This is a genomic window from Streptomyces guryensis, from assembly GCF_021261325.1.
GTDB lineage: Bacteria > Actinomycetota > Actinomycetes > Streptomycetales > Streptomycetaceae > Streptomyces > Streptomyces guryensis.
In genome coordinates this window covers 78,652-98,093 of record NZ_JAJSBI010000010.1, presented here as the reverse complement: position 1 = coordinate 98,093, position 19,442 = coordinate 78,652, and the positions used below count along the sequence as shown (strand labels likewise).

Annotated in this window: 23 protein-coding genes; 6 read left to right on the top strand and 17 right to left on the bottom strand. The window is 70.7% G+C overall.

The features are described from left to right. Positions 1-54: 54 nt before the first annotated feature. Both LJ657_RS21075 and LJ657_RS21070 read right to left on the bottom strand, forming a co-directional pair. On the bottom strand, positions 55-1,971 hold the full coding sequence (locus tag LJ657_RS21075; protein ID WP_232650319.1) for an AMP-dependent synthetase/ligase: 1,917 nt from the start codon (positions 1,969-1,971) through the stop codon (positions 55-57). Between the two features lie 257 nt (positions 1,972-2,228). Next, positions 2,229-4,178 (bottom strand): AMP-dependent synthetase/ligase, encoded by a 1,950-nt coding sequence (locus LJ657_RS21070; RefSeq protein ID WP_232650318.1) that lies wholly within the window; start codon positions 4,176-4,178, stop codon positions 2,229-2,231. A gap of 294 nt (positions 4,179-4,472) precedes the next feature. Between LJ657_RS21070 and LJ657_RS21065 the strand changes: the two genes are divergently transcribed. Further along, positions 4,473-5,327, top strand: a complete 855-nt coding sequence (locus LJ657_RS21065; RefSeq protein WP_232650481.1) for a MaoC family dehydratase — start codon at positions 4,473-4,475, stop codon at positions 5,325-5,327. Here LJ657_RS21065 and LJ657_RS21060 read toward each other — a convergent pair. The 7 genes from LJ657_RS21060 to LJ657_RS21030 form a co-directional block, all read right to left on the bottom strand. Further along, positions 5,322-5,972 carry a TetR/AcrR family transcriptional regulator gene (locus LJ657_RS21060; RefSeq protein ID WP_232650317.1) on the bottom strand — a complete coding sequence of 217 codons (651 nt, stop codon included), beginning with the start codon at positions 5,970-5,972 and terminating at the stop codon, positions 5,322-5,324. The two genes, LJ657_RS21065 and LJ657_RS21060, sit on opposite strands and share 6 nt — an antisense overlap. 38 nt (positions 5,973-6,010) lie before the next feature. Then, positions 6,011-6,319 (bottom strand): DUF4229 domain-containing protein, encoded by a 309-nt coding sequence (locus tag LJ657_RS21055; RefSeq protein WP_232650316.1) that lies wholly within the window; start codon positions 6,317-6,319, stop codon positions 6,011-6,013. A gap of 120 nt (positions 6,320-6,439) precedes the next feature. After that, entirely contained in the window at positions 6,440-6,964 is a 525-nt protein-coding gene (locus LJ657_RS21050) for a GNAT family N-acetyltransferase (RefSeq protein WP_232650315.1), read from the bottom strand. 16 nt (positions 6,965-6,980) lie between these two features. Then, positions 6,981-7,628: a UdgX family uracil-DNA binding protein gene (locus tag LJ657_RS21045; protein WP_232650314.1), complete on the bottom strand. Its 648-nt coding sequence runs from the start codon at positions 7,626-7,628 to the stop codon at positions 6,981-6,983. A 109-nt stretch (positions 7,629-7,737) separates the two neighbouring features. Beyond that, entirely contained in the window at positions 7,738-8,901 is a 1,164-nt protein-coding gene (gene mqnE, locus LJ657_RS21040; RefSeq protein ID WP_232650313.1) for an aminofutalosine synthase MqnE, read from the bottom strand. Between the two features lie 76 nt (positions 8,902-8,977). After that, positions 8,978-9,433, bottom strand: coding sequence for an Lrp/AsnC family transcriptional regulator (locus tag LJ657_RS21035; protein WP_232650312.1), 456 nt, complete (start codon positions 9,431-9,433; stop codon positions 8,978-8,980). Positions 9,434-9,492: 59 nt separating this feature from the next. Further along, complete coding sequence (locus LJ657_RS21030; protein WP_232650311.1) at positions 9,493-10,176, bottom strand: UbiX family flavin prenyltransferase; 684 nt, start codon at positions 10,174-10,176, stop codon at positions 9,493-9,495. 92 nt (positions 10,177-10,268) lie between these two features. Here LJ657_RS21030 and LJ657_RS21025 point away from each other — a divergent pair, with 92 nt between their 5' ends. Beyond that, positions 10,269-10,874 carry a rhomboid family intramembrane serine protease gene (locus LJ657_RS21025; protein ID WP_232650310.1) on the top strand — a complete coding sequence of 202 codons (606 nt, stop codon included), beginning with the start codon at positions 10,269-10,271 and terminating at the stop codon, positions 10,872-10,874. On the opposite strand, the gene LJ657_RS21020 is transcribed toward LJ657_RS21025, so the two are convergent. The 4 genes from LJ657_RS21020 to LJ657_RS21005 are packed head-to-tail and all read right to left on the bottom strand — an operon-like array spanning position 10,865 to position 14,041. Further along, positions 10,865-11,431 carry a Uma2 family endonuclease gene (locus LJ657_RS21020; RefSeq protein ID WP_308117069.1) on the bottom strand — a complete coding sequence of 189 codons (567 nt, stop codon included), beginning with the start codon at positions 11,429-11,431 and terminating at the stop codon, positions 10,865-10,867. The genes LJ657_RS21025 and LJ657_RS21020 overlap by 10 nt on opposite strands. 54 nt (positions 11,432-11,485) lie before the next feature. Beyond that, positions 11,486-12,388, bottom strand: coding sequence for a menaquinone biosynthesis prenyltransferase MqnP (mqnP, locus tag LJ657_RS21015; protein WP_232650308.1), 903 nt, complete (start codon positions 12,386-12,388; stop codon positions 11,486-11,488). Beyond that, positions 12,385-13,836 carry a menaquinone biosynthesis decarboxylase gene (locus tag LJ657_RS21010; protein WP_232650307.1) on the bottom strand — a complete coding sequence of 484 codons (1,452 nt, stop codon included), beginning with the start codon at positions 13,834-13,836 and terminating at the stop codon, positions 12,385-12,387. Before LJ657_RS21010 ends, mqnP begins: the two co-directional genes overlap by 4 nt. A 58-nt stretch (positions 13,837-13,894) precedes the next feature. Continuing rightward, on the bottom strand, positions 13,895-14,041 hold the full coding sequence (locus LJ657_RS21005) for a hypothetical protein (protein ID WP_232650306.1): 147 nt from the start codon (positions 14,039-14,041) through the stop codon (positions 13,895-13,897). A gap of 234 nt (positions 14,042-14,275) precedes the next feature. Between LJ657_RS21005 and LJ657_RS21000 the strand changes: the two genes are divergently transcribed. Next, positions 14,276-14,674 carry a PLD nuclease N-terminal domain-containing protein gene (locus tag LJ657_RS21000; RefSeq protein WP_232650305.1) on the top strand — a complete coding sequence of 133 codons (399 nt, stop codon included), beginning with the start codon at positions 14,276-14,278 and terminating at the stop codon, positions 14,672-14,674. A gap of 51 nt (positions 14,675-14,725) precedes the next feature. On the opposite strand, the gene LJ657_RS20995 is transcribed toward LJ657_RS21000, so the two are convergent. Together LJ657_RS20995 and LJ657_RS20990 are read right to left on the bottom strand one after the other, a co-directional pair. Continuing rightward, positions 14,726-15,355 (bottom strand): hypothetical protein, encoded by a 630-nt coding sequence (locus LJ657_RS20995; protein ID WP_232650304.1) that lies wholly within the window; start codon positions 15,353-15,355, stop codon positions 14,726-14,728. A gap of 60 nt (positions 15,356-15,415) precedes the next feature. Further along, positions 15,416-15,751: an ArsR/SmtB family transcription factor gene (locus LJ657_RS20990; protein WP_232650303.1), complete on the bottom strand. Its 336-nt coding sequence runs from the start codon at positions 15,749-15,751 to the stop codon at positions 15,416-15,418. Between the two features lie 135 nt (positions 15,752-15,886). On the opposite strand from LJ657_RS20990, the gene LJ657_RS20985 reads away from it, so the two are divergent. Next, the gene (locus LJ657_RS20985; RefSeq protein ID WP_232650302.1) at positions 15,887-16,864 is read left to right on the top strand and encodes a quinone oxidoreductase family protein; all 978 of its coding nucleotides are present in this window, start codon (positions 15,887-15,889) and stop codon (positions 16,862-16,864) included. Between the two features lie 214 nt (positions 16,865-17,078). On the opposite strand, the gene LJ657_RS20980 is transcribed toward LJ657_RS20985, so the two are convergent. Continuing rightward, on the bottom strand, positions 17,079-17,432 hold the full coding sequence (locus LJ657_RS20980) for a hypothetical protein (RefSeq protein ID WP_232650301.1): 354 nt from the start codon (positions 17,430-17,432) through the stop codon (positions 17,079-17,081). Further along, positions 17,429-17,731, bottom strand: coding sequence for a hypothetical protein (locus tag LJ657_RS20975; RefSeq protein ID WP_232650299.1), 303 nt, complete (start codon positions 17,729-17,731; stop codon positions 17,429-17,431). Before LJ657_RS20975 ends, LJ657_RS20980 begins: the two co-directional genes overlap by 4 nt. Positions 17,732-18,102: 371 nt before the next feature. On the opposite strand from LJ657_RS20975, the gene LJ657_RS20970 reads away from it, so the two are divergent. Next, positions 18,103-18,411 carry a hypothetical protein gene (locus tag LJ657_RS20970; RefSeq protein ID WP_232650297.1) on the top strand — a complete coding sequence of 103 codons (309 nt, stop codon included), beginning with the start codon at positions 18,103-18,105 and terminating at the stop codon, positions 18,409-18,411. A 105-nt stretch (positions 18,412-18,516) separates the two neighbouring features. Next, positions 18,517-19,416 (top strand): transglutaminase-like domain-containing protein, encoded by a 900-nt coding sequence (locus LJ657_RS20965; RefSeq protein WP_372487942.1) that lies wholly within the window; start codon positions 18,517-18,519, stop codon positions 19,414-19,416. Positions 19,417-19,442: the final 26 nt, after the last annotated feature.

Sequence of the window (19,442 nt, the reverse complement as noted above, 5' to 3'; positions counted from 1 at the left end):
GTTGCATCTAACCTCGGCGGCCGTGACGCGGCACCCCTCGTTGCCTGCGGGGCGCTACCTGTCGTACAGCCCCTCCACCTCCGCCGCGAAGTCCCGCATGACCGCCTCCCGTCGCAGCTTCATCGACGGGGTCAGGTGGCCCGCCTCCTCCGTGAAGTCCTGGGGCACGATGGCGAAGCGGCGGATGGATTCCGGGCGGGAGACCAGTTTGTTGGCCTCGTCGACCGCGCGTTGCAGGATCGCCCTCAACTCGTCGTCCTCGACGAGGAGTTCCGCGGGGACGGGGTGCCGGCCGTTCATCCGGCGCCAGTGGCTGACGCCCTCCATGTCGAGGGTGATGAGTGCGGCGATGTACGGGCGGCGGTCGCCGACGACCATGCACTGGGAGATCAGGGGGTGTGAACGGAGCCAGTTCTCCAGGGGTGCCGGCGCGGTGTTCTTGCCGCCCGCCGTGATCAGGATCTCCTTCTTGCGGCCGGTGATCGTGAGGTAGCCCTCGTCGTCGAGGCGGCCGATGTCGCCGGTCGGGAACCAGCCGTCCGTGGAGGACGGGATCAGTCCGCCGCCCTGCGGGTCCCAGTAGCCGCGGAAGACCTGGCCGCCCTGGAGGAGGATCTCGCCGTCGGCCGCGATGCGGACCTTGGTGCCGGGCATGGGCCAGCCCACCGTGCCCAGGCGGGGTTTGAGGGGCGGGGTGACCGTTGCCGCGCCGGTGGACTCGGTGAGGCCGTAGCCCTCGTAGATCTCCATGCCGGCGCCCGCGTAGAAGGCGGCCAGGCGGCGGCCGAGGGGGGAGCCTCCGGAGATGATGTGGCGGATGCGGCCGCCCATGGCGTTGCGGATGCGGCGGTAGACGAGCGGGTCGTAGAAGGCGCGGGACGCCTTGAGGGCGGCGCCCGGGCCGGAGCCGGTGCCGGCGTGGCGGGCCTCCATCGCCTCGCCGTAGCGCACGGCCACGCTTGCCGCCCGGTCGAAGGCGGAGACCCGGCCGCCGACCTCCGCCTTGGCGCGGGCGTTGTTGTAGACCTTCTCCAGCATGTACGGGATGCACAGGAGGAAGGTCGGGCGGAAGGCGCCCAGATCGGCCAGGAGGTCGTCCGCCTGCAGGCTCGCGGCGTGGCCGACGCGGACCCGGGCACGGATGCAGGCGATCGCCACCATGCGGCCGAAGACGTGCGACATGGGGAGGAAGAGCAGGGTGGCCGGGTCTTCCGCCTTCGACTTGAAGATGGGGTAGAGGAGTTCGGTCGCGTTGTCGACCTCGGAGAGGAAGTTGCCGTGGGTGAGCACGCAGCCCTTGGGGCGGCCGGTGGTGCCCGAGGTGTAGATGACCGTGGCGAGCGTGTCGGGGACCAGCATCCCGCGGCGTACGGCGACTTCCTGGTCGGGGACGGGCACGCCGAGTTCGGCCAGCCGCTCCAGATGCCCCTTCTCCACGATCCACATGTGCCGCAGATCGGGCAGGCGGCTGAGTTCGGGGCCGAGGGCCGCCGCCTGCCCGGCGGTCTCCGTCACCAGGGCCACCGCGCCGGAGTCCTGGAGGATCCACCGGGTCTGGTACACGGAGGAGGTGGGGTAGATCGGGACGGTGACCAGGCCGGCGGCCCATGCGGCGAAGTCGAGGAGCGTCCACTCGTAGATCGTCCGCGCCATGACGGCGATACGGTCGCCGGCCACCAGCCCTTCCGAGATCAGGCCCTTGGCCAGGGCCAGGACCTGCTCCGCGAACTCCGCCGCCGTGGCATCCGCCCAGTCCCCGTCCTCCGTACGGCGGCTGAGGACGCGGGCGTCGGGTGCCGCCTCCGCGTTGTCGAACGGCAGGTCGGCGAGCGAGCCGTGGGTGGGCGGCGCGACCAGCGGCGGGACCGAGGCCTCACGTACTTCGCCGTCCAGCCGCCGGATCTCGGGCTCCACCAGCTGGGGCACACCGTCGTAGTCGGACGCGGACGGGTAGGGCACGGGCACGGACATGGCAGCTCCTGGGGCGTGCAGCTCGGTTCCGCTCTGCTGTTGTACGTACTGCGCGTACCGAGACGTTCACCAGCGGTGTGCGGCTTCGGGGTTACCGCGGGTTAGAACGGCGATCGTACGGGGCCGGCGTGTCGAGTTGGTGCGGGCCCTCCGGGGGTTTTGGGGTGGGGTTGTGCCGTGGTTTGTCGTCTGACGCGCCGTCGTGGCTGATCACGCTCACGCGGCGGAGCCGCGTATCGATACAGCCCCGCGCCCCTTCAGGGCGCTCCTGCACCCGCGGGGTCATAGAGCTGCTCGATCTGTGTGGCGAACTCCTCCGCTATCGCTTCTCTCTTCAGCTTCATCGACGGGGTCAGATGTCCCGCCTCCTCCGTGAAGTCGACCGGGAGGATGGTGAAGCGGCGGATGGACTCCGGGCGGGAGACCAGTTTGTTGGCCTCGTTCACCGCTCGCTGCAGGACCTGCCTCAAGTCGTCGTCGTCCAGGAGCAGTTGGGCCGGGACGGGGTACTTGCCGTGCATCCGGCGCCAGTGGCTGACGCCCTCCATGTCCAGGGTGACCAGGGCGCCGACGTAGGGCCGGGCGTCGCCGACGACCATGACCTGGGAGATCAGGGGGTGGGCGCGGAGCCAGTTCTCCAGCGGGGCCGGGGCGACGCTCTTGCCGCCCGCCGTGATCAGCAGTTCCTTCTTCCGGCCGGTGATGTAGAGGTAGCCCTCCTCGTCCAGGCGGCCGATGTCGCCGGTGGCCAGCCAGCCGTCGACGGTCGCCGGGACGATGCCGCCCGCGTTCGGGTCCCAGTAGCCGCGCAGGACGTGGTCGCCGGCCAGCAGGATCTCGCCGTCGGCGGCGATACGGACCTTCGTTCCCGGCAGGGGCCAGCCCACCGTGCCCAGGCGGGGTTTGAGGGGCGGGGTCACGGTGGAGGCGCCGGTCACCTCCGTGAGGCCGTAGCCCTCGTAGATCTCTATGCCCGCCCCGGCGTAGAACGCGGCCAGCCGGCGGCCCAGCGGGGAGCCGCCGCAGATCATGTAGCGGACCCTGCCACCCATGGCGCCCCGGATACGGCGGTAGACGAGCGGGTCGTAGAAGGTGCGGGCGGCCTTCAGCGCGGCGCTCGGGCCGGGACCCGTGCCGGCGTGGCGGGCCTCCGTCGCCTCCCCGTACCGGCGGGCCACGCCGGCCGCGCGGTCGAAGGAGGTGGCCCGGCCGCCGGTCTCGGCCTTCGCACGAGCCACGTTGAACACCTTCTCCAGCATGTACGGGATGGCGACGAGGCAGGTCGGGCGGAAGCTCGCCAGGTCGGGGAGGAGATCCTCCGACTTCAGGCTCGGCGCGTGGCCCAGCCGCACCCGGGCCCGTATGCAGGCGACCGCCACCATGCGGCCGAAGATGTGCGACATGGGCAGGAAGTGCAGGATGGACGCCTCTTCGCTGGTCCGGGACCGGAACACCGGGTAGAGGAGCTCGATGGCGTTGTCGACCTCGGCGAAGAAATTGCCGTGCGTGATCGCGCAGCCTTTGGGGCGGCCCGTCGTGCCCGAGGTGTAGACGACGGTGGCGAGCGTGTCGGGGCTCAGCATCCCGCGCCGTACGTCCACTTCCTGGTCCGGCACCTGGACGCCCCGCTCCGCCAGCCGCTCCACATGGCCCTTCTCGATGACCCAGAGGTGCCGCAGGTCCGGCACCCGGTCGAGTTCGGGGCCGAGGGCCGCCGCCTGCCCGGGGGTCTCCGTCACCAGGGCCACCGCGCCGGAGTCCTGGAGGATCCACCGGGTCTGGAAGACGGAGGATGTGGGGTAGATCGGGACGGTGACCAGGCCGGCGGCCCATGCGGCGAAGTCGAGGAGCGTCCACTCGTAGATCGTCCGCGCCATCACGGCGATACGGTCCCCCGGTGCCAGCCCCGCGGCGATCAGCCCTTTCGCCACCGCCAGCACCTCGTCGGCGAAGTCGGCCGCCGTCACGTCCGCCCACGGGCCCGACTCGGTGCGGCGGCTGAGCACCTTGTCGTCGGGCGCGATGCGCGCGTTGTCGAAGGGCAGGTCGGCGAGCGAGCCGTAGGTCACCGGCGGGACGAAGGGCGGCACGGAGACCTCGCGCACCGCCCCGTCCAGCCGCCGGATCACGGGCTCCACGAGAACCGGCGTGCCGTCGTACGTCGTGGCGTGGACGGCGGCGGGCGCGGACGGCTGCGAGGTGGACACGGGCGACTCCAGACGTTCACCAGAGCTGCCCTGCGGGGGAGTTACCGCAGGTCAAGGGGAGGTGATCGTACGGCGCGCCCGTGATGAGCCGGTGTGGGTTCCAAGGTGGTCCGGCGTCGGGGATGCGTCGGGGATGTGCAATCTCGTGGCCTTTCTTGCCGATAAGGCCCTACCGGACGGCATGGTGAACATTTTTCATCTTCTGACCTGCCCCCACCTGGCCTTACCTCGGGTAACCTGACTCCGGAGTAAGCAGACCAAGCAGAGCGCCCGTGGGGAGTTTTCGGAATGTCGATGCCCGTCGTCCTGCCCGGTGCCCCCGCCCTCGCGCCCCTGCTGGCCCGCGGTGCCCTGCTGTCCCCCTTCAAACGCCCGCGCCCGGACGCCGACTTCCCCCGCAGCCGGCTCGTCCTGCCCGGACTGCGCATCGACCTGGCGCGGCTGGCGGCGTACGAGCGGGTGTGCGGCTTCGCGACCGGCGACGACGCGCTGCCGGCGACCTACCCGCATGTGCTGGGCTTCCCGCTGGCCATGCGGCTGATGAGCGCCCGGGGCTTCCCGCTGCCGCTGCTCGGCCTGGTCCACACGTCGATCGAGATCACGCAGCGGCGGGCGCCCGCGGCGACCGGGGAGTACGAACTCTCCGTGCACGTGGGCGGGCTGGAGCCGCATCGGCGCGGCACCGAGGCCTCGGTGATCACGGAGATGCGGGCCGACGGCGACGTCGTATGGGAGTCGCGGAGCACGTATCTGGCGCGGCACCGGACGCAGCATTCCGGCGGGGCGACCGGGGACGACCGGGAACGGCTGCCCGCTGTCGCCGAGTGGCGGCTGGCCGCCGACGTCGGGCGGCGGTACGGCGCCGCGTCCGGCGACCGCAACCCCATCCATCTGCACCCGCTCACCGCCCGCCTCTTCGGCTTCCCCCGCGCCATCGCGCACGGCATGTGGACGGTGGCCCGCTGCCTCGCCGCGCACGGGGTGCCCGAACGCGCCCGGGTGGAGGCGCGGTTCAGGGCGCCGGTGCTGCTGCCGGGGACGGTGACGTATGCGGCGGACGGGGGCCGGTTCGAGCTGCGCGGGAGCGGGGACCGCGTCCATCTGAGCGGAAGCGTCAGCGGCCTCGGGGCGGCTGACGCCACGTCATGACTCCTGCGTGGCCGGCGGCGACCAGGGCCGTCCCTCCATGAGGTTGCCCAGGCCCGCCCAGGCGAAGTTCATGAGGGTGGCCGCGGCCTGCCGGGCCGAGGCGCCCGGGGTGGCGTTGGCCCAGGCGGCGAGGGACTCGGCGGCGCCGACCAGGGCCTCGGCGAGCCCGGCGACCTCCCGCTCGGGGAGGTTCGGATCCCGGTGCGCCTCCCTGGCCGCCACGACGATGAGCTGCGTCACGAACGCGACGATCTCCTCGCGCATCGCGGTGACCTCGGCCGCGAAGGGTTCGCGGGTACGGGCCTGAAGGTGCAGCACCGCCCAGCCGTCCGGGTTCTGCGCGGTGTGCGTGAAGAACGCCCGCAGCCCTTCCCACAGCTGGCGGTCGGCGGGCAGATCGGGCACGACACCGGTCCGGACCGCCTCGACGAGCGCCGTCGCCTCCCGGCGGATGCAGGCCGTGAACAGGTCTTCCTTCGAATTCAGGTACAGGTACACCAACGGCTTGGACACGCCCGCCAGTTCGGCGATCTCGTCCATCGACGCGGCCATGTACCCACGCTGCCCGAAGGTGCGCACGGCGGCGTCCATCATCTGCTGCTCACGGACCGCCCGCGGCATGCGCTTGGTCTTCACGGCACCCATGGGGCAAGGGTAATTGGGAGCAGGCCCCCTCAACCCCGCTAGGAAGCCTGGGGTGCCTGGCCCTGCGCGCGGCTCGCGTCGTCCGCCTCGTCCTCCTGGGCGGCGTTCGCCGCGAAGCCGGCCTTCATCCGGTCCACCCGCTCGACGACCTTCACGGAGGCGCGGTCGCGCTCCCTGCGCAGGACGACGAAGCTGATGGGGGCGGAGATCACCAGCGCCAGCAGACAGAGCCACATGAAGTTGGAGGCGCCGTAGCCGCGCGGGACGATGCCGGAGTAGACGAGGCCCCAGACGACCACGAAGCAGCCCGCGAAGATCCCGAGGCGCATCAGCGTGTAGCGGAGCATCTCAATCCACTCTTCCGTCAACGGTACGAACATTCCCAAAGGGCACCGTCCAGTGAAGCACGCCCGGGACCCGATCTTGCAGGGGGGTGTGCCAGGCCGCACGGCCTTTGTTCACCGTTCTCAGCCCAGCGGGAGCAGCATGAAGACGTCGTCGCGGTAGTCGTCCGGGGCGACGCGGATGGCGTCCGGGACCCGTCCGACCTCCTTGTAGCCGCAGGAGCCGTAGAACCGCTCCAGGCCGTTCCCGCCGCGGCAGGTGAGCCGGATCGCGTCGATGCCGTCGAAGCCGCGGGCCGCGCCCTCGGCGGCGGCGAGGAGGTCCCGGCCGTATCCCCTGCCCTGGTGACGGGGGTGCACCATCACCGTGTACAGCCATACCCAGTGCGTCATCAGCCGGTGGGTGTTGAAGCTGAAGAAGGCGGTGGCCGCGACCGCGCCGGACTCGTCCAGGCCGACCAGCAGCCGGGTCCGCCCCTCCGCCATCGCGACGAGGTGCTTCACGAGCTCCGGCCGTATCTCCTCGGCCGTGACCGGCGGTACGAAGCCGACCGAGCCGCCCGCGTTCGAGACGTCGGCCCACAGGTCGAGGATCCCGTCGCGCAGGGCGGGAGTGACGGCGGGGTCGAGAGTGAAGGTAAGGGGCACCGGACAATGGTACGCATTACGACAGCGCCCGCGCCGCCACCTCCAGATCCGAGACGAGGCCCCGGTAGGCCGCCTCCCTGTCGTCCGCCCGCAGGACGGCCGAGGGGTGCACGGTCGGCACCAGGCGCTCCCGCCTGCCGTGGATCTCCTCCTCCAGGACCGTCCCGCGCACCTGCGTGACCCGGAACGAGGAGCCCAGCAGCGCCTTCCCGGCGGTGGCCCCCAGCACCACGATCAGCTCGGGTTCGACCACCGCCAGCTCGGCGGCCGGCCACGGCCCGCACGCCGTCATCTCCCGCAGGCTCGGCGCCTTGTGGATACGGCGCTTGCGGGGCTCGGCCCGGGTGAACTTGAAGTGCTTGACGGCGTTCGTGACGTACGCGTCCGCGGGATCCAGGCGGGCCTCGGCGAGAGCCCGGTCGAGCAGCTTGCCCGCCGGGCCGACGAACGGCTTCCCCTGGCGGTCCTCCTGGTCCCCTGGCTGCTCCCCGACGAGCATCACGCGCGCGTGCGCGGCACCCGCGCCGAACACGGTCTGCGTGGCGGCGCGGTGCAGGGGGCACCCCCTGCACTCGGCCGCAGCCTTGCGCAGGGAGGAGAGCCCGCCACGTTCGGGGAGAAACGGTTCGGCGCTATAGGCGGCCTCGGGTGCCTTCGTAGCCATGCGCCCCGGGTACCCCACCTGGGGGCGCGGGACCGCGTTCCTTTTGCGGCTCCGCCGCGGGGCGCGACCAGCCCCCACGCACCCGCGGCCGAAGAACAACCTGGAACCGTCACACCCGCATCGGCTGCGGCGACTCCCGACGAGCCGCGTCAGGACCGTCGTACTCCCGAATGATCTCGTACCGGGTGTTCCGCTCCACCGGCCGGAACCCCGCGTCCCGGATCAGGTCCAGCAGATCCTCACGGGTCAGCTTGTTCGGCGTGCCGTAGTTGTCCGCGTCGTGAGTGATCTTGTACTCGACGACCGAGCCGTCCATGTCGTCCGCACCGTGCTGGAGGGCGAGCTGCGCGGTCTGGACGCCGTGCATGACCCAGAAGACCTTGACGTGCGGGACGTTGTCGAACAGCAGCCGGGAGACCGCGAAGGTCTTCAGGGCCTCCGCGCCGGTCGCCATCTGCGTCTGCGCCTGAAGGCGGTTGCGGACCTTCCCGTCCTTCATGTCCACGAAGTCGTGCTGGTACCGCAGCGGGATGAAGACCTGGAAGCCGCCGGTCTCGTCCTGGAGCTCGCGCAGGCGCAGCACGTGGTCGACGCGGTGCCGCGGCTCCTCGATGTGGCCGTACAGCATGGTGCACGGGGTCTTCAGACCCTTCTCGTGCGCCAGGCGGTGGATGCGCGACCAGTCCTCCCAGTGGGTGCGGTGGTCGACGATGTGCTGCCGGACCTCCCAGTCGAAGATCTCGGCGCCGCCGCCGGTGAGGGACTCCAGGCCCGCGTCGATCAGTTCGTCCAGGATCTCGCTCGCGCTCAGCCCGGAGATCGTCTCGAAGTGGTGGATCTCCGTCGCCGTGAACGCCTTGAGCGAGACGTTCGGCAGGGCGGCCTTCAGCTCCCGCAGCGAGCGCGGGTAGTAGCGCCACGGCAGGTTCGGGTGCAGCCCGTTGACGATGTGCAGCTCGGTGAGGTTCTCGCCCTCCATCGCCTTGGCGAGCTTCACCGCCTCCTCGATGCGCATCGTGTACGCGTCCTTCTCGCCCGGCTTGCGCTGGAAGGAGCAGTAGGCGCAGGAGGCGGTGCAGACGTTGGTCATGTTGAGGTGGCGGTTGACGTTGAAATGGACCACGTCACCGTTCTTGCGCGTGCGCACCTCGTGGGCGAGGCCGCCGAGCCACGCCAGGTCGTCCGACTCGTAGAGCGCGATGCCGTCCTCGCGGGTCAGCCGTTCACCGGCCCTGACCTTGTCCTCCAGGTCGCGCTTGAGCCCGACGTCCATGCCCACACCCTTCTCCGGCGACACCGATCTCCGACGGCACCGACGTTTTTCTCCGACGACTTCGACAACCGTACGACTAGACCTCTTCGGGCAGTTCCCCGACCCGGTTCTCCCACTTCGTGGAGAGCACGATCGTCGTACGGGTGCGGGAGACGCCCTTGGTGCCGCTGAGCCGCCGGATGATCCTCTCCAGACCGTCCACGTCGTTCGCCCGCACCTTGAGCATGTACGAGTCGTCCCCCGCGATGAACCAGCAGTCCTCGATCTCGCTGAGTTCCTTCATCCGCTGGGCCACGTCCTCGTGGTCGGCGGCGTCGGACAGCGAGATGCCGATCAGGGCGGTGACGCCGAGGCCGAGCGAGGCGGCGTCCACGGTGGCGCGGTAGCCGGTGATGACACCGGCCGCCTCCAGCCGGTTGATGCGGTCGGTGACGCTGGGTCCCGACAGGCCGACGAGGCGCCCCAGCTCCGCGTACGAGGCCCGGCCGTTCTCCCTCAGGGCCTGGATGAGCTGCCTGTCCACCGCGTCCATGCGATTCGATGCCTTCCGCTGAAGATTCCCGAGTTGATGAGAGGTACTGCGACGTGCCCCTACCGGCCGCCGCTTCCGCCGCCCAGTTCGCCGTTCCAGCGCCGGTACAGGCCGTGCTCGACGCCTGCCGCGTCCAGCACCCGCCCGGCGACGAAGTCCACCAGGTCCTGGATGTGGGTGGCACCCGCGTAGAAGGCGGGCGAGGCGGGCACCACGGTCGCGCCCGCGTCGTCGAGCGCGACGAGGTGCCGCAGGGTCTGACCGTTCAAGGGGGTCTCCCGTACGGTCACGACCAGCGGCCGGCGCTCCTTGAGCGTGACGCTCGCCGCGCGCTGGAGCAGGTCCTTGGAGAGGCCGAGGGCGACACCGGCCACGCAGGCGGTGGAGGCGGGCACGATCAGCATGCCCTTGGTCGGGTACGAGCCCGAGGACGGCCCCGCGGCCAGGTCCCCGGCCGGCCAGTACCGCACCCCGCTGATGTCCGTCTCGAAGATCCCGGGCTTGCCTTCGGCACCCCGTCCGAGCCATTCCCGCAGGTCGTCCTGCCAGTGGGCGTCCCGGAACGAGATCCCGGTCTCGTCCAGCAGCGTGAGCCGCGAGGCCCGGCTGACGACCAGGTCCACGCTCTCGCCGGCCTCCAGGAGGGCGCGCAGCACCGACGCGGCATAAGGCGTGCCGGAGGCGCCGGACACCCCTACGATCCAAGGTGTACGCGCCGTCTCTCCTGGCTTGGCTGGGTTCACAACACCGAGCCTATCCGGCGTCGCAGGGTGGGAACCGGTCGAGGGGGCTCGGGCGTTCTTCAAGCGGGGACGGGCGGACAGTGGGGGTTGCCATGTCGGACAGCGAGCTGGAGTGGTCGCGCGGGGACCGGGCGAAGGCCGCGGCCAAGCTGATGGTGGGCTGGGTCGCGCTGCTGTGGCTGCTGGAAGTGGTCGACGTGCTCAGCGGCCATGCGCTGGACGGGCTGGGCATCACACCGCGCGAACCCTCCGAGCTGCTGGATGTCGTCCCCGCCGCGTTCATCCACTTCGGCTTCGCCCATGTGGCCGCCAACAGCGTGCCGCTGCTGGTCATGGGCTTCCTCGCGGCGCTCGGTGGGATACGCCGGTTCGCCGCGCTGTGCCTGGTCGTCATCGTGGCCGACGGACTCGGGGTGTGGCTCGTCGCCCCGGCGCACACCAACACCGCGGGCGCCTCCGGTCTGATCTTCGGCCTCTTCGGCTTCCTGCTGGTCAGCGGCTTCGTGGAGCGTCGGCCGCTGGGTGTGCTGGTCGGGCTGCTGATCGGCGCGATATGGGGCGGCTCGATCCTGCTGGGCCTCTCCCCCTTGCAGTCAGGGGTCAGCTGGCAGGCCCATCTGATCGGCCTGGCGGCGGGTGTGGCGGCGGCGTTCTGGTTCCGGCGGCGGGCCGCAGAGCCCCGCGCTGTTCAGGGCTGAGGGCGGGCTTTCCGGTCGATCGGTAGGTGAGCGGTGCGAATCGTCAGCTTGCCGAGCGGGGAGTCGACGGTCAGGTCCGGGCCGTAGGCAACGGTGTCGCGGCCTCGGTAGCCGTCGGGACCCGGGTTCCACATCGTGACGGCGTGCCCCTTCAACGGGTCGAGGATCAGGTAGTTGGCGATGCCTCGGGAGGCGTACCAACGTGGCTTGATCTCGTAGACGCGGCGGACACTTTCCGGCGACACCACTTCGGCCACGAACTCGATCAGGTCTGGGGAGTACGCACCGCGGTTCTCGTCCTCCGCCTCGGCCGGGATGACCGCGATGTCCGGGCAGAACCCGTTGGCGTCGTCAAAGGGGAACGCGACATCGCTCGCCACCTCCCACACTGGCGCAAGCTGCGTTTCCAGACCCGTGGACACCCTCCGGATCGTCGTCCCGTGAAACGGCCTGACCGGGTTCATCACGATGCTGCCCTCGACAATCTCCGTCAGATAGCCGGGGGACATGTCCTCCAGCTTGCTGAGCTGCGAGTGCAGGCGGTCAAGGCCCGGAATGACAGTCACGGTGGCCTCCTGAGGTCCTGCCCTCGATGGTAGGCCGCACCGTACTTACACGGTCAGACCGCGAACCAAGAGATCCAGCAGCGCACACACGAACAGGGCAATCCCGATGAACCCGTTGACGCTGAAGAACGCCCTGTTCAGGCGGGACAGGTCGTGCGGGCGCACGATGTTGTGCTCGTACACGAAAGCACCCGCGACGATCATCAGGCCCACCCAGAAGAAGCCGCCCGCGTCCGTCACCACGGCGTACCAGACGAGCAGTGCCGTCACCACCGTGTGGCAGACCCGTGCGCCCCAGATCGCCGCCGGGATGCCGAAGCGCGCCGGGACCGACATGACACCGGTCTCGCGATCCGTCTCGACGTCCTGGCAGGCGTAGATCAGATCGAAGCCGCCGATCCAGATGCCGACGGCCAGGCCCAGGATCGTGGCGTCCCAGGACCACTCACCGCTGATCGCCAGCCAGCCGCCGACCGGGCCCATCGCCTGGGCGAGCCCGAGGATGGCCTGGGGGAAGTTCGTGAAGCGTTTCCCGTACGGGTACACCACCATCGGGATCACCGCGATGGGGGCCAGGGCGAAGCAGAGCGGGTTGAGCAGGGCCGCCGACCCGAGGAAGACGACGACCGCGATCAGCGCGCCGGTCCAGGCGTGCTTCACCGACATCGCGCCGGTGACCAGCTCCCGCTGCGCCGTCCGCGGATTCCTGGCGTCGATCTCCCGGTCGATGATCCGGTTCACCGCCATCGCGAAGGTCCGCAGGCCCACCATGCAGATGGTGACCAGGAGCAGCCGCCCCCAGTGGATGTTCCGGTCCCACTGGAACATCGCGGTGAGCGCGGCGATGTAGGCGAAGGGCAGGGCGAAGACCGAGTGCTCGATCATCACCAGGCGGAGGAACGCCTTGGTGCGTCCTGGCTGCGGGATCGCGGCGGAGGCGCTGCTCACAGGCCGTACTCCTTCCAGCGGCGGTCGACCTTCGCCGCCGTATCGGGGTCGGACAGCACCATGTCGGGCCAGCCGCCGTCACGCGTGTAGCCCTCCTCGGGCCACTTCTTCGTCGCGTCGATGCCGGCCTTGCCTCCCCAGAACTGCTGGTAGGAGGCGTGGTCGAGGTGGTCGACGGGGCCTTCGACGATGCTGAGGTCACGGGCGTAGTCCGTGTTGCCGAGCGCGCGCCACGCGACCTCGTGCAGATCGTGGACGTCGCAGTCGGAGTCCACGACCACGATCAGCTTCGTCAGGGACATCATGTGTGCCCCCCAGATCGCGTGCATCACCTTCTGGGCGTGCTTGGGGTACTTCTTGTCGATCGAGACGATCGCGCAGTTGTGGAAGCCGCCCGCCTCGGGCAGGTGGTAGTCCACGATGTCCGGCACGATGATCTTCAGGAGGGGCAGGAAGAAGCGCTCCGTCGCACGACCCAGCGGTCCGTCCTCCGTCGGAGGGCGGCCTACGACGATCGACTGAAGCAGCGGCCGCTTCCGCATCGTCACGCAGTCGATGGTGAGGGCCGGGAAGGGTTCCTGCGGGGTGTAGAAACCGGTGTGGTCGCCGAAGGGCCCCTCGGGGAGCATCTCACCGGGCTCCAGCCAGCCCTCGATGACGACCTCGGCCTGCGCCGGCACCTGCAGCGGGACCGTCTTGCAGTCGACCATCTCGATCCGCTTTCCGGCGATGAACCCGGCGAAGAGGTACTCGTCGATGTCGCCGGGGAGCGGGGCGGTGGACGCGTACGTCACGGCGGGCGGGCAGCCGAAGGCGATCGCGACCGGCAGCCGCTCGCCGCGCCGGGCCGCGACCTGGTAGTGGTTGCGGCTGTCCTTGTGGATCTGCCAGTGCATGCCGATGGTGCGCTTGTCGTGGCGTTGCAGCCGGTACAGGCCCAGGTTCCGGATGCCGCTCTCCGGGTCCTTGGTGTGGGTGAGGCCCAGGTTGAAGAAGGACCCGCCGTCCTGCGGCCAGGTGAAGAGCGCCGGCAGCTGGTCCAGGTCCACGTCGTCGCCGGTGAGGACGACCTCCTGGACGGGGGCCTCCTTCACCTTCTTCGGCGGTACGTGGGTCATCGCGCCGAGCTTGCCGAAGGCCTCGCGGACGCCGACGAAGCCGTGCGGGAGTTCGGGGCGGAGCAGGCCGCCGATCTTCTCGCTGATCTCGCCGTACGACTTCAGGCCGAGGGCCTTGAGCAGGCGCCGGTCGGTGCCGAAGACGTTCATCGCCAGGGGCATGGCGGAGCCCTTCACGTTCTCGAAGAGCAGCGCCGGGCCCCCTGACTTCTGCACCCGGTCGACGATCTCCCCGACCTCCAGATACGGGTCCACCTCGGCCTTGATGCGCTTGAGGTCGCCCTCGCGTTCCAGTGCCCTGAGCAGGGAGCGAAGATCGTCGTAAGCCATGCGTCCCAGTATCGCCGAGCCCTCCGCGGCCCCGACGCCCGCCCCGCCCGGCCGGGGGTCAGCCCCTGGCCCGTGCCGGTTCCGGCTCGTGGCCCCGCGGCCGATCGCTCACCACACCCGTGGCGAGCAGCACACCTGCGACGGCGGCAAGCGGGGTGGCCGGCACGAGGGCGGTCACGGCGCCGTGCAGTCCGTGCTGCCGCACCTCCCGTAGCGCAGCTCGTACGGCGTGAACAGCTGCCGGCGGCGTAGCCCCACAGGAACGCGGCCAGGCCGAGCAGGCCGGCACCCCGGCTCCTGAGCCTGTCCGTACCGGAGCGGAAACGTTCTTCGACGGCTGCCGACAGCCCGATCGTGGAGATTTTGGCCACCCGCTACCCTGACCCCGTCACCGGGGCCTCGAGCGTCCCGTCACCGTCTTCTGGGGGATCGCACCACCATGATCAGGTATCTGCCGTTCCTGCTGGTCCTGGCGCTGTGGATCTATGCGTTCATCGACTGTCTGAACACTCCTGAGGAGCAGGTGCGCGGGCTGCCCAAGGTGGTCTGGGTCATCGTCATCCTGCTGTTCGGGGAGGTGCTGGTCGGGCCGATCGCCTGGCTGGTCGCGGGCAGGTACCGCGGGCCCGTCCCGGCCGCCGGCTCCACGCCCGCCGAGTGGCACCGCAACCACCGCGCGCAGTTCGTCGCGCCGGACGACAATCCCGAGTTCCTGAAGTCGCTGAAGGAAGAGAACAAGAAGGACGAGGCCCTGCTCAAGGACTGGGAGGCCGATCTGCGCCGCCGTGAGGAGGAGCTGCGGCGGCGTGAGCGCGGCGAGGAGCCCCGGGCCGACTGACGCCGAGGCGGGCCGGGGGCGAGCCGCGCAGGCGTCGGTCGGCGAACTCGCTCAGCCCCCGTCCACCGGTTCCGCCCGGTCCGCGTGCTCGACCCTGATGTACCGGCTGTCGTGCTCGCCGTAGGCCTTCCTGAGGATCGGTTCCGCCTTGCCGGGATCGTCGACCCCGATGGTGACGAAGCCCCGTTCGTCCGCGGCGACCTCGCGCATCTCGAAGGTGCCGTCCCAGCGGTGCATGTCGTCGCCGATCCGCTCGGAGAGGGCGTGGACGGTCCTTCCGCTGACGTCGGTGTCGTGCAGCCGTACGGTCACGCCCCGCACGGCCGCCCCGCAGATCTCGTCGTCGAAGGCGGCGGAGGGCATGCGCCAGACGTCGGCGGACTGATGGTTCTCGTCGACCGAAACGCCCGTGTAGACGTCGGGGTACTTCTTCCGGGCCAGGTCGTCGACGTGTACGACCAGGCGCGTCAGCGGAGTGCCGTCGTCGCGGCCGGGGAGGCTGTCGACAGGGCGGGTGCCGGCACAACTCCGGTCCGCGGTGGCCGACTTGATCCGGCCGGGATCCGCCCGGAGGTCTCCGTCGCTGTGGGCGGTCTGCAGCGCCTGGGCGTACAGGCCCGCGGCCACCACCAGCGCGACGGTCGCGCCGGCCGATGCGGTCCAGGTGCGGTTGCTGCGCATGTCCCCCTCCGATCCCGTCCGTTGCCGTCAGCACTGTGACGCCGGAGGGGGCGAACAGGTTCAGACCGTCGGTTCGTCCCGCAGGACGAGGTCCAGCAGACCCGGGAAGCGGGCCTCGAACTCCGCCCGCCGCAGGCGGTTGACCCGCCGGGGCCCCTCGTCGCGCTGCTCGACCAGGCCCGCGCCCCGCAGCACCACGAAGTGATGGCTGAGCGCCGCCTTGCCGACCGGCACGTCGAAGCTGCCGCAACTGCGCGACCACTCCTGCGAGCCCGCCAGCTCCCGGACGAGGCTGATGCGTACGGGATCGGCGAGCGCGGCGAGTGCCGTCTGCACGGAGACGTCGTCGGGGTGGGTGTGCTCGGGGGCGGCCCGATGGCTGGTGCGCTGCGCCATGCGGGGCTCCTTCACGCCATACGCCGTAGCCGTGCCGAGTGTTCACACCTTGCCGAGTGTTCGATGAAAAGCATACACTCCGACTGTTCGCTTTTCATTGAACAGTCGTGGACTGAACAGTCAGGGTGGTGCGGCATGCGTGCGGTCGAGTTCCAGGAGTACGGCGGGCCCGAGGTCCTGAAGGTCGTGGAGGCGGAGATCCCCGAGCCCGGCCCGGGGCAGGTGAGCCTCGACGTGGCGTACACAGGCGTGAACTTCGCCGATCTCAAGGCGCGCGGCGAGGGCTACCGGGTGCCGCAGCTGCCCTTCGTTCCCGGGCTCGAGGCGTCGGGGCACATCCGCGCGCTCGGCGAGGGAGTCACGGGTCTGTCCGTCGGCCAGGAGGTGACGGCGCTGACGGAGGGCGGCGCCTACGCGGACGTGGTGCTGGCGAACGCCGCGACGGTCTTCCCGGTCCCGGCCGGCATCGGTCTGCGTACGGCGGCGACCCTGCCGACCGTGCTGCCGACGGCGTACGTGCTCGTCCACGCGCTGGGCCGGCTGCAGCCGGACGAGACGGTGCTCGTGCAGGGCGCTGCGGGCGGCGTCGGTACGGCGGTGGGGCAGTTGGCGAAGGCGGCGGGCGCGGGGGCCGTGTACGGCGTGGTGTCGGGCGCGGCCAAGGCGGCGTACGCACGCGAGTACGGCTACGACGAGGTGTTCGTCGGCGAGTTCACGGAGGCGGTGCGGGCCGCCACCGGCGGCCGTGGGGTCGACCTCGCGCTCGACCCGGTCGGCGGCGAGACGTTCCGGAACAGCCTGGCCTCGCTCGCGGTCTTCGGGCGCCTGGTCTCCTTCGGCAACGCGAGTTCGGCGCCGGCGTGGAACGTGGGGCAGCCGGAGCTCTACCCCACCGGAGTGTCCGTCGGCGGCTTCTCCATCCTGACGCTGGCGAAGACGGCCCCCGACGAGCTGCGCGCCCTCACCGAGCGGGCCTTCGAGAAGGCGGTGGACGGCACGGTCTCCCTGCCGGTCACCGCCGAGTTCGGACTGGAGGAGGCGGCGGAGGCGCACCGGCTGATGGGGACGCGGACCAGCACCGGGAAGCTCTTGCTGCGGGTCGCGGGCGGCTGAGGGCCTCGGCGCCACATCCTCGTCCAGCGCTGGGACGTCGTGCCGGACACGCAGGCCGAGGTGACCGGCCGGCCGGAGGACTCGCCGTACTGCCGGAGCCGCTCGTCCGCCGCTGCCGCCGCCCTTCGAGCCTCCCGGGCCACCGGCGGTGTCGGAGCTGCCCGAGCCCACGGCCCCGCTTCTTCCTCCGCCACCACCCCCGGCTGTCTCCTTGTCACCGCACGAGCGGCTGGAGGGAGACGCGGACGGGTGCCGGCCTCACGGAGGCCGAGGTGCTCTCCGACGGGGTGACCCGCGCCGCCACGGACGCCGAGACGGACGGGGCGGCGTGGGCTCCGTCGTCCGAGGAGGACACGTACGGCATGAGGCGGATGGCGGCTGTCGTGCCGACGACGGGGGCGACGGGGGCGACGGCGAACAGGACGCGGCTGCCCCGGCGCTCGCGCGGCTGACTCGGCTGACTCGGCTGCCTCCGCTGCCTGCCGGGCGAGTTGGCACCGCAGTCGGCGCCGACCACGCGCGAGGCCGCCGACACCCTGCGCAGACGTGGCGAACCCGGCCGGGTCACACCTCCGGGTTCGCCTCCAGCCACGTCAGCTGCATGTCGTCGAGCAGGGACTCCAGGGTCCGGCCGGAGGTCTTCGCGTTGATCTCCACCTGTACCGTCGCCCAGCACGTGAGGCTCATGACGAGGACGCGGAGGCCGTCCGGGCCGTACCGGTCCATGACGTCGTCGGCACAGTCCAGGGCCTCCTGGGCCACGCGTTCGGCCGGGTAGGCGCCGGCCGCCCTGCGCAGGAGGGCGATGGAGAGACGGGACACCTCCGGGGCTAGGGCGGCCAGGCGATGGTCCTCTTCTTCGTCCACCACCTCACCGTAGGGGACGGGGTCGACCTCGTACGGTTTCCATCGGGAATCCGCCTGTTCGTGAAGATCCGGCAACGGTGACCACCGGCTCCATCCGCTTGCACAGCCGTACAGTTGACGGTCCATCGGGGACGAGAGGCCCTCCACACCACCCAGCACCACGCCCGCCTCGGACACCCCGGCCTCCGACCCGACGACGAGCACCCCACACCCGGACCCGCCCGCACCGACGACCACTGCGCCGTCCACACCCCCGTACACCCCCTCCCCCACCCCGAGCCCCACCGTCGCCGCGGAGAGCCGGGTGCGCCGGCAGGGCGCCCTGCGCCTGGACGGCACGGCAGGAGTGCGGGGCCGGTTCTTCGACAGGAGTGCGGGGCTGGTTCTTCGACGACGTACCGCCCGGCCGGGCCCCGGTGGGCGACCTCGCCATCCAGGGGGCCGACCAGCTCTACGGCGCCTACGCCCTCGCCCGCTGGACCGATTCCCGGCCGCCGGCTCGCGCGGAGTGCGCCACCCTGCTCAACACCCGGCTCGGACAGCAGTCGTTGGACGTCGGGAAGGGCGACCGGGCCTGCTTCCGCACGGAGAACATGCGGGTCGGCTACGCCGAAGTGACCGGCACCCCGGACGCCGACCACATCGACCTCGCGGTGACGGTGTGGCAGCTCGCGGACTAGACATTTCCCGGCGAATTTTGACACGGTGAGGCACACCGGCCCACATTCGAACTCATGGTCGACGACTCCATGACCACACGACTCCGGACATCCGGGAGGCCTGCCGTGTCACTTGCCTTCTACGCCACCCACAGCACGTTCTCCGACCCCGACGAACTCGCCGAGCACTACGCCGACTTACCGCGCGCCCCCGGCCGACTCGCCCGTATCTCCCGCGACTTGCTCGTCCACCGACTGGAAGGCGACCTGTTCGGCCACACCCACCCGGCCGACCGCCTGCACAACGACGCCGAGACCCGCTACGTCGACGACATCCTGCGGCTCCTGGTGGCACGGAACGACGCCCCGCTGCACGTGCGGCGCGAGGTCGGCGACCGTTTCGTGGGGACCTGCCGGGACTTCTCGCTGCTGCTCTGCTCGTTCCTGCGACAGGCGGGCGTCCCGGCCCGTATCCGCTCCGGCTTCGCCGACTACTTCGGCTCCGACGGCTTCCACTGCGACCACGTGGTCACCGAGTACTGGGACGAGAAACGGGGCTGGCTGTTCGCGGACGCCCAGCTCGCCGATCCCCGCCTCACCGCCCACTGGAACGCCGGCTTCGACCCGATGGACGTCCCGCGCGACCGCTTCCTGGTGGCCGGCAAGGCGTGGCGGACCATCCGCGCGGGCGCTGCGGACCCGAGGACCTTCGGGCTGCATCCGCCGGAGCAGGGACCGTTCTGGGGCGAACGGTTCGTGGCCGGCAACATCCGCCTCGACCTCGCCATGCTGAACAAGGTCGAGACGCTGCTGTGGGACGAGTGGGGCCTGGACGAGGGGCAGCCGGGCACACCCCTCTCCGAAACCGCCCGCGAGCTCTACGACCGCGCCGCTTCGGTCGCCGACGACGAGGTCCCCTTCGACGAGGCCCGCAAGCTGTTCGCCGAGGAGGACACCCTGCGCACCCCGAGGACGGTGCTGTGCTCGGCGCCCTACAACGGCCCGAGCAAAGTCACCCTGCGCTAGGAGCAGCCCCGAAAGGGGCGCGGGGA

What these genes read in the sequence shown, in the direction of transcription:
- LJ657_RS21075 (WP_232650319.1), bottom strand. Translation starts at nt 1,971, where the DNA reads ATGTCCGTGCCCGTGCCCTACCCGTCCGCGTCCGACTACGACGGTGTG.
- LJ657_RS21065 (WP_232650481.1), top strand. Translation starts at nt 4,473, where the DNA reads ATGCCCGTCGTCCTGCCCGGTGCCCCCGCCCTCGCGCCCCTGCTGGCC.
- LJ657_RS21060 (WP_232650317.1), bottom strand. Translation starts at nt 5,972, where the DNA reads ATGGGTGCCGTGAAGACCAAGCGCATGCCGCGGGCGGTCCGTGAGCAG.
- LJ657_RS21055 (WP_232650316.1), bottom strand. Translation starts at nt 6,319, where the DNA reads ATGCTCCGCTACACGCTGATGCGCCTCGGGATCTTCGCGGGCTGCTTC.
- LJ657_RS21045 (WP_232650314.1), bottom strand. Translation starts at nt 7,628, where the DNA reads ATGGCTACGAAGGCACCCGAGGCCGCCTATAGCGCCGAACCGTTTCTC.
- mqnE (WP_232650313.1), bottom strand. Translation starts at nt 8,901, where the DNA reads ATGGACGTCGGGCTCAAGCGCGACCTGGAGGACAAGGTCAGGGCCGGT.
- LJ657_RS21035 (WP_232650312.1), bottom strand. Translation starts at nt 9,433, where the DNA reads ATGGACGCGGTGGACAGGCAGCTCATCCAGGCCCTGAGGGAGAACGGC.
- LJ657_RS21025 (WP_232650310.1), top strand. Translation starts at nt 10,269, where the DNA reads ATGTCGGACAGCGAGCTGGAGTGGTCGCGCGGGGACCGGGCGAAGGCC.
- LJ657_RS21010 (WP_232650307.1), bottom strand. Translation starts at nt 13,836, where the DNA reads ATGGCTTACGACGATCTTCGCTCCCTGCTCAGGGCACTGGAACGCGAG.
- LJ657_RS21000 (WP_232650305.1), top strand. Translation starts at nt 14,276, where the DNA reads ATGATCAGGTATCTGCCGTTCCTGCTGGTCCTGGCGCTGTGGATCTAT.
- LJ657_RS20995 (WP_232650304.1), bottom strand. Translation starts at nt 15,355, where the DNA reads ATGCGCAGCAACCGCACCTGGACCGCATCGGCCGGCGCGACCGTCGCG.
- LJ657_RS20990 (WP_232650303.1), bottom strand. Translation starts at nt 15,751, where the DNA reads ATGGCGCAGCGCACCAGCCATCGGGCCGCCCCCGAGCACACCCACCCC.
- LJ657_RS20985 (WP_232650302.1), top strand. Translation starts at nt 15,887, where the DNA reads ATGCGTGCGGTCGAGTTCCAGGAGTACGGCGGGCCCGAGGTCCTGAAG.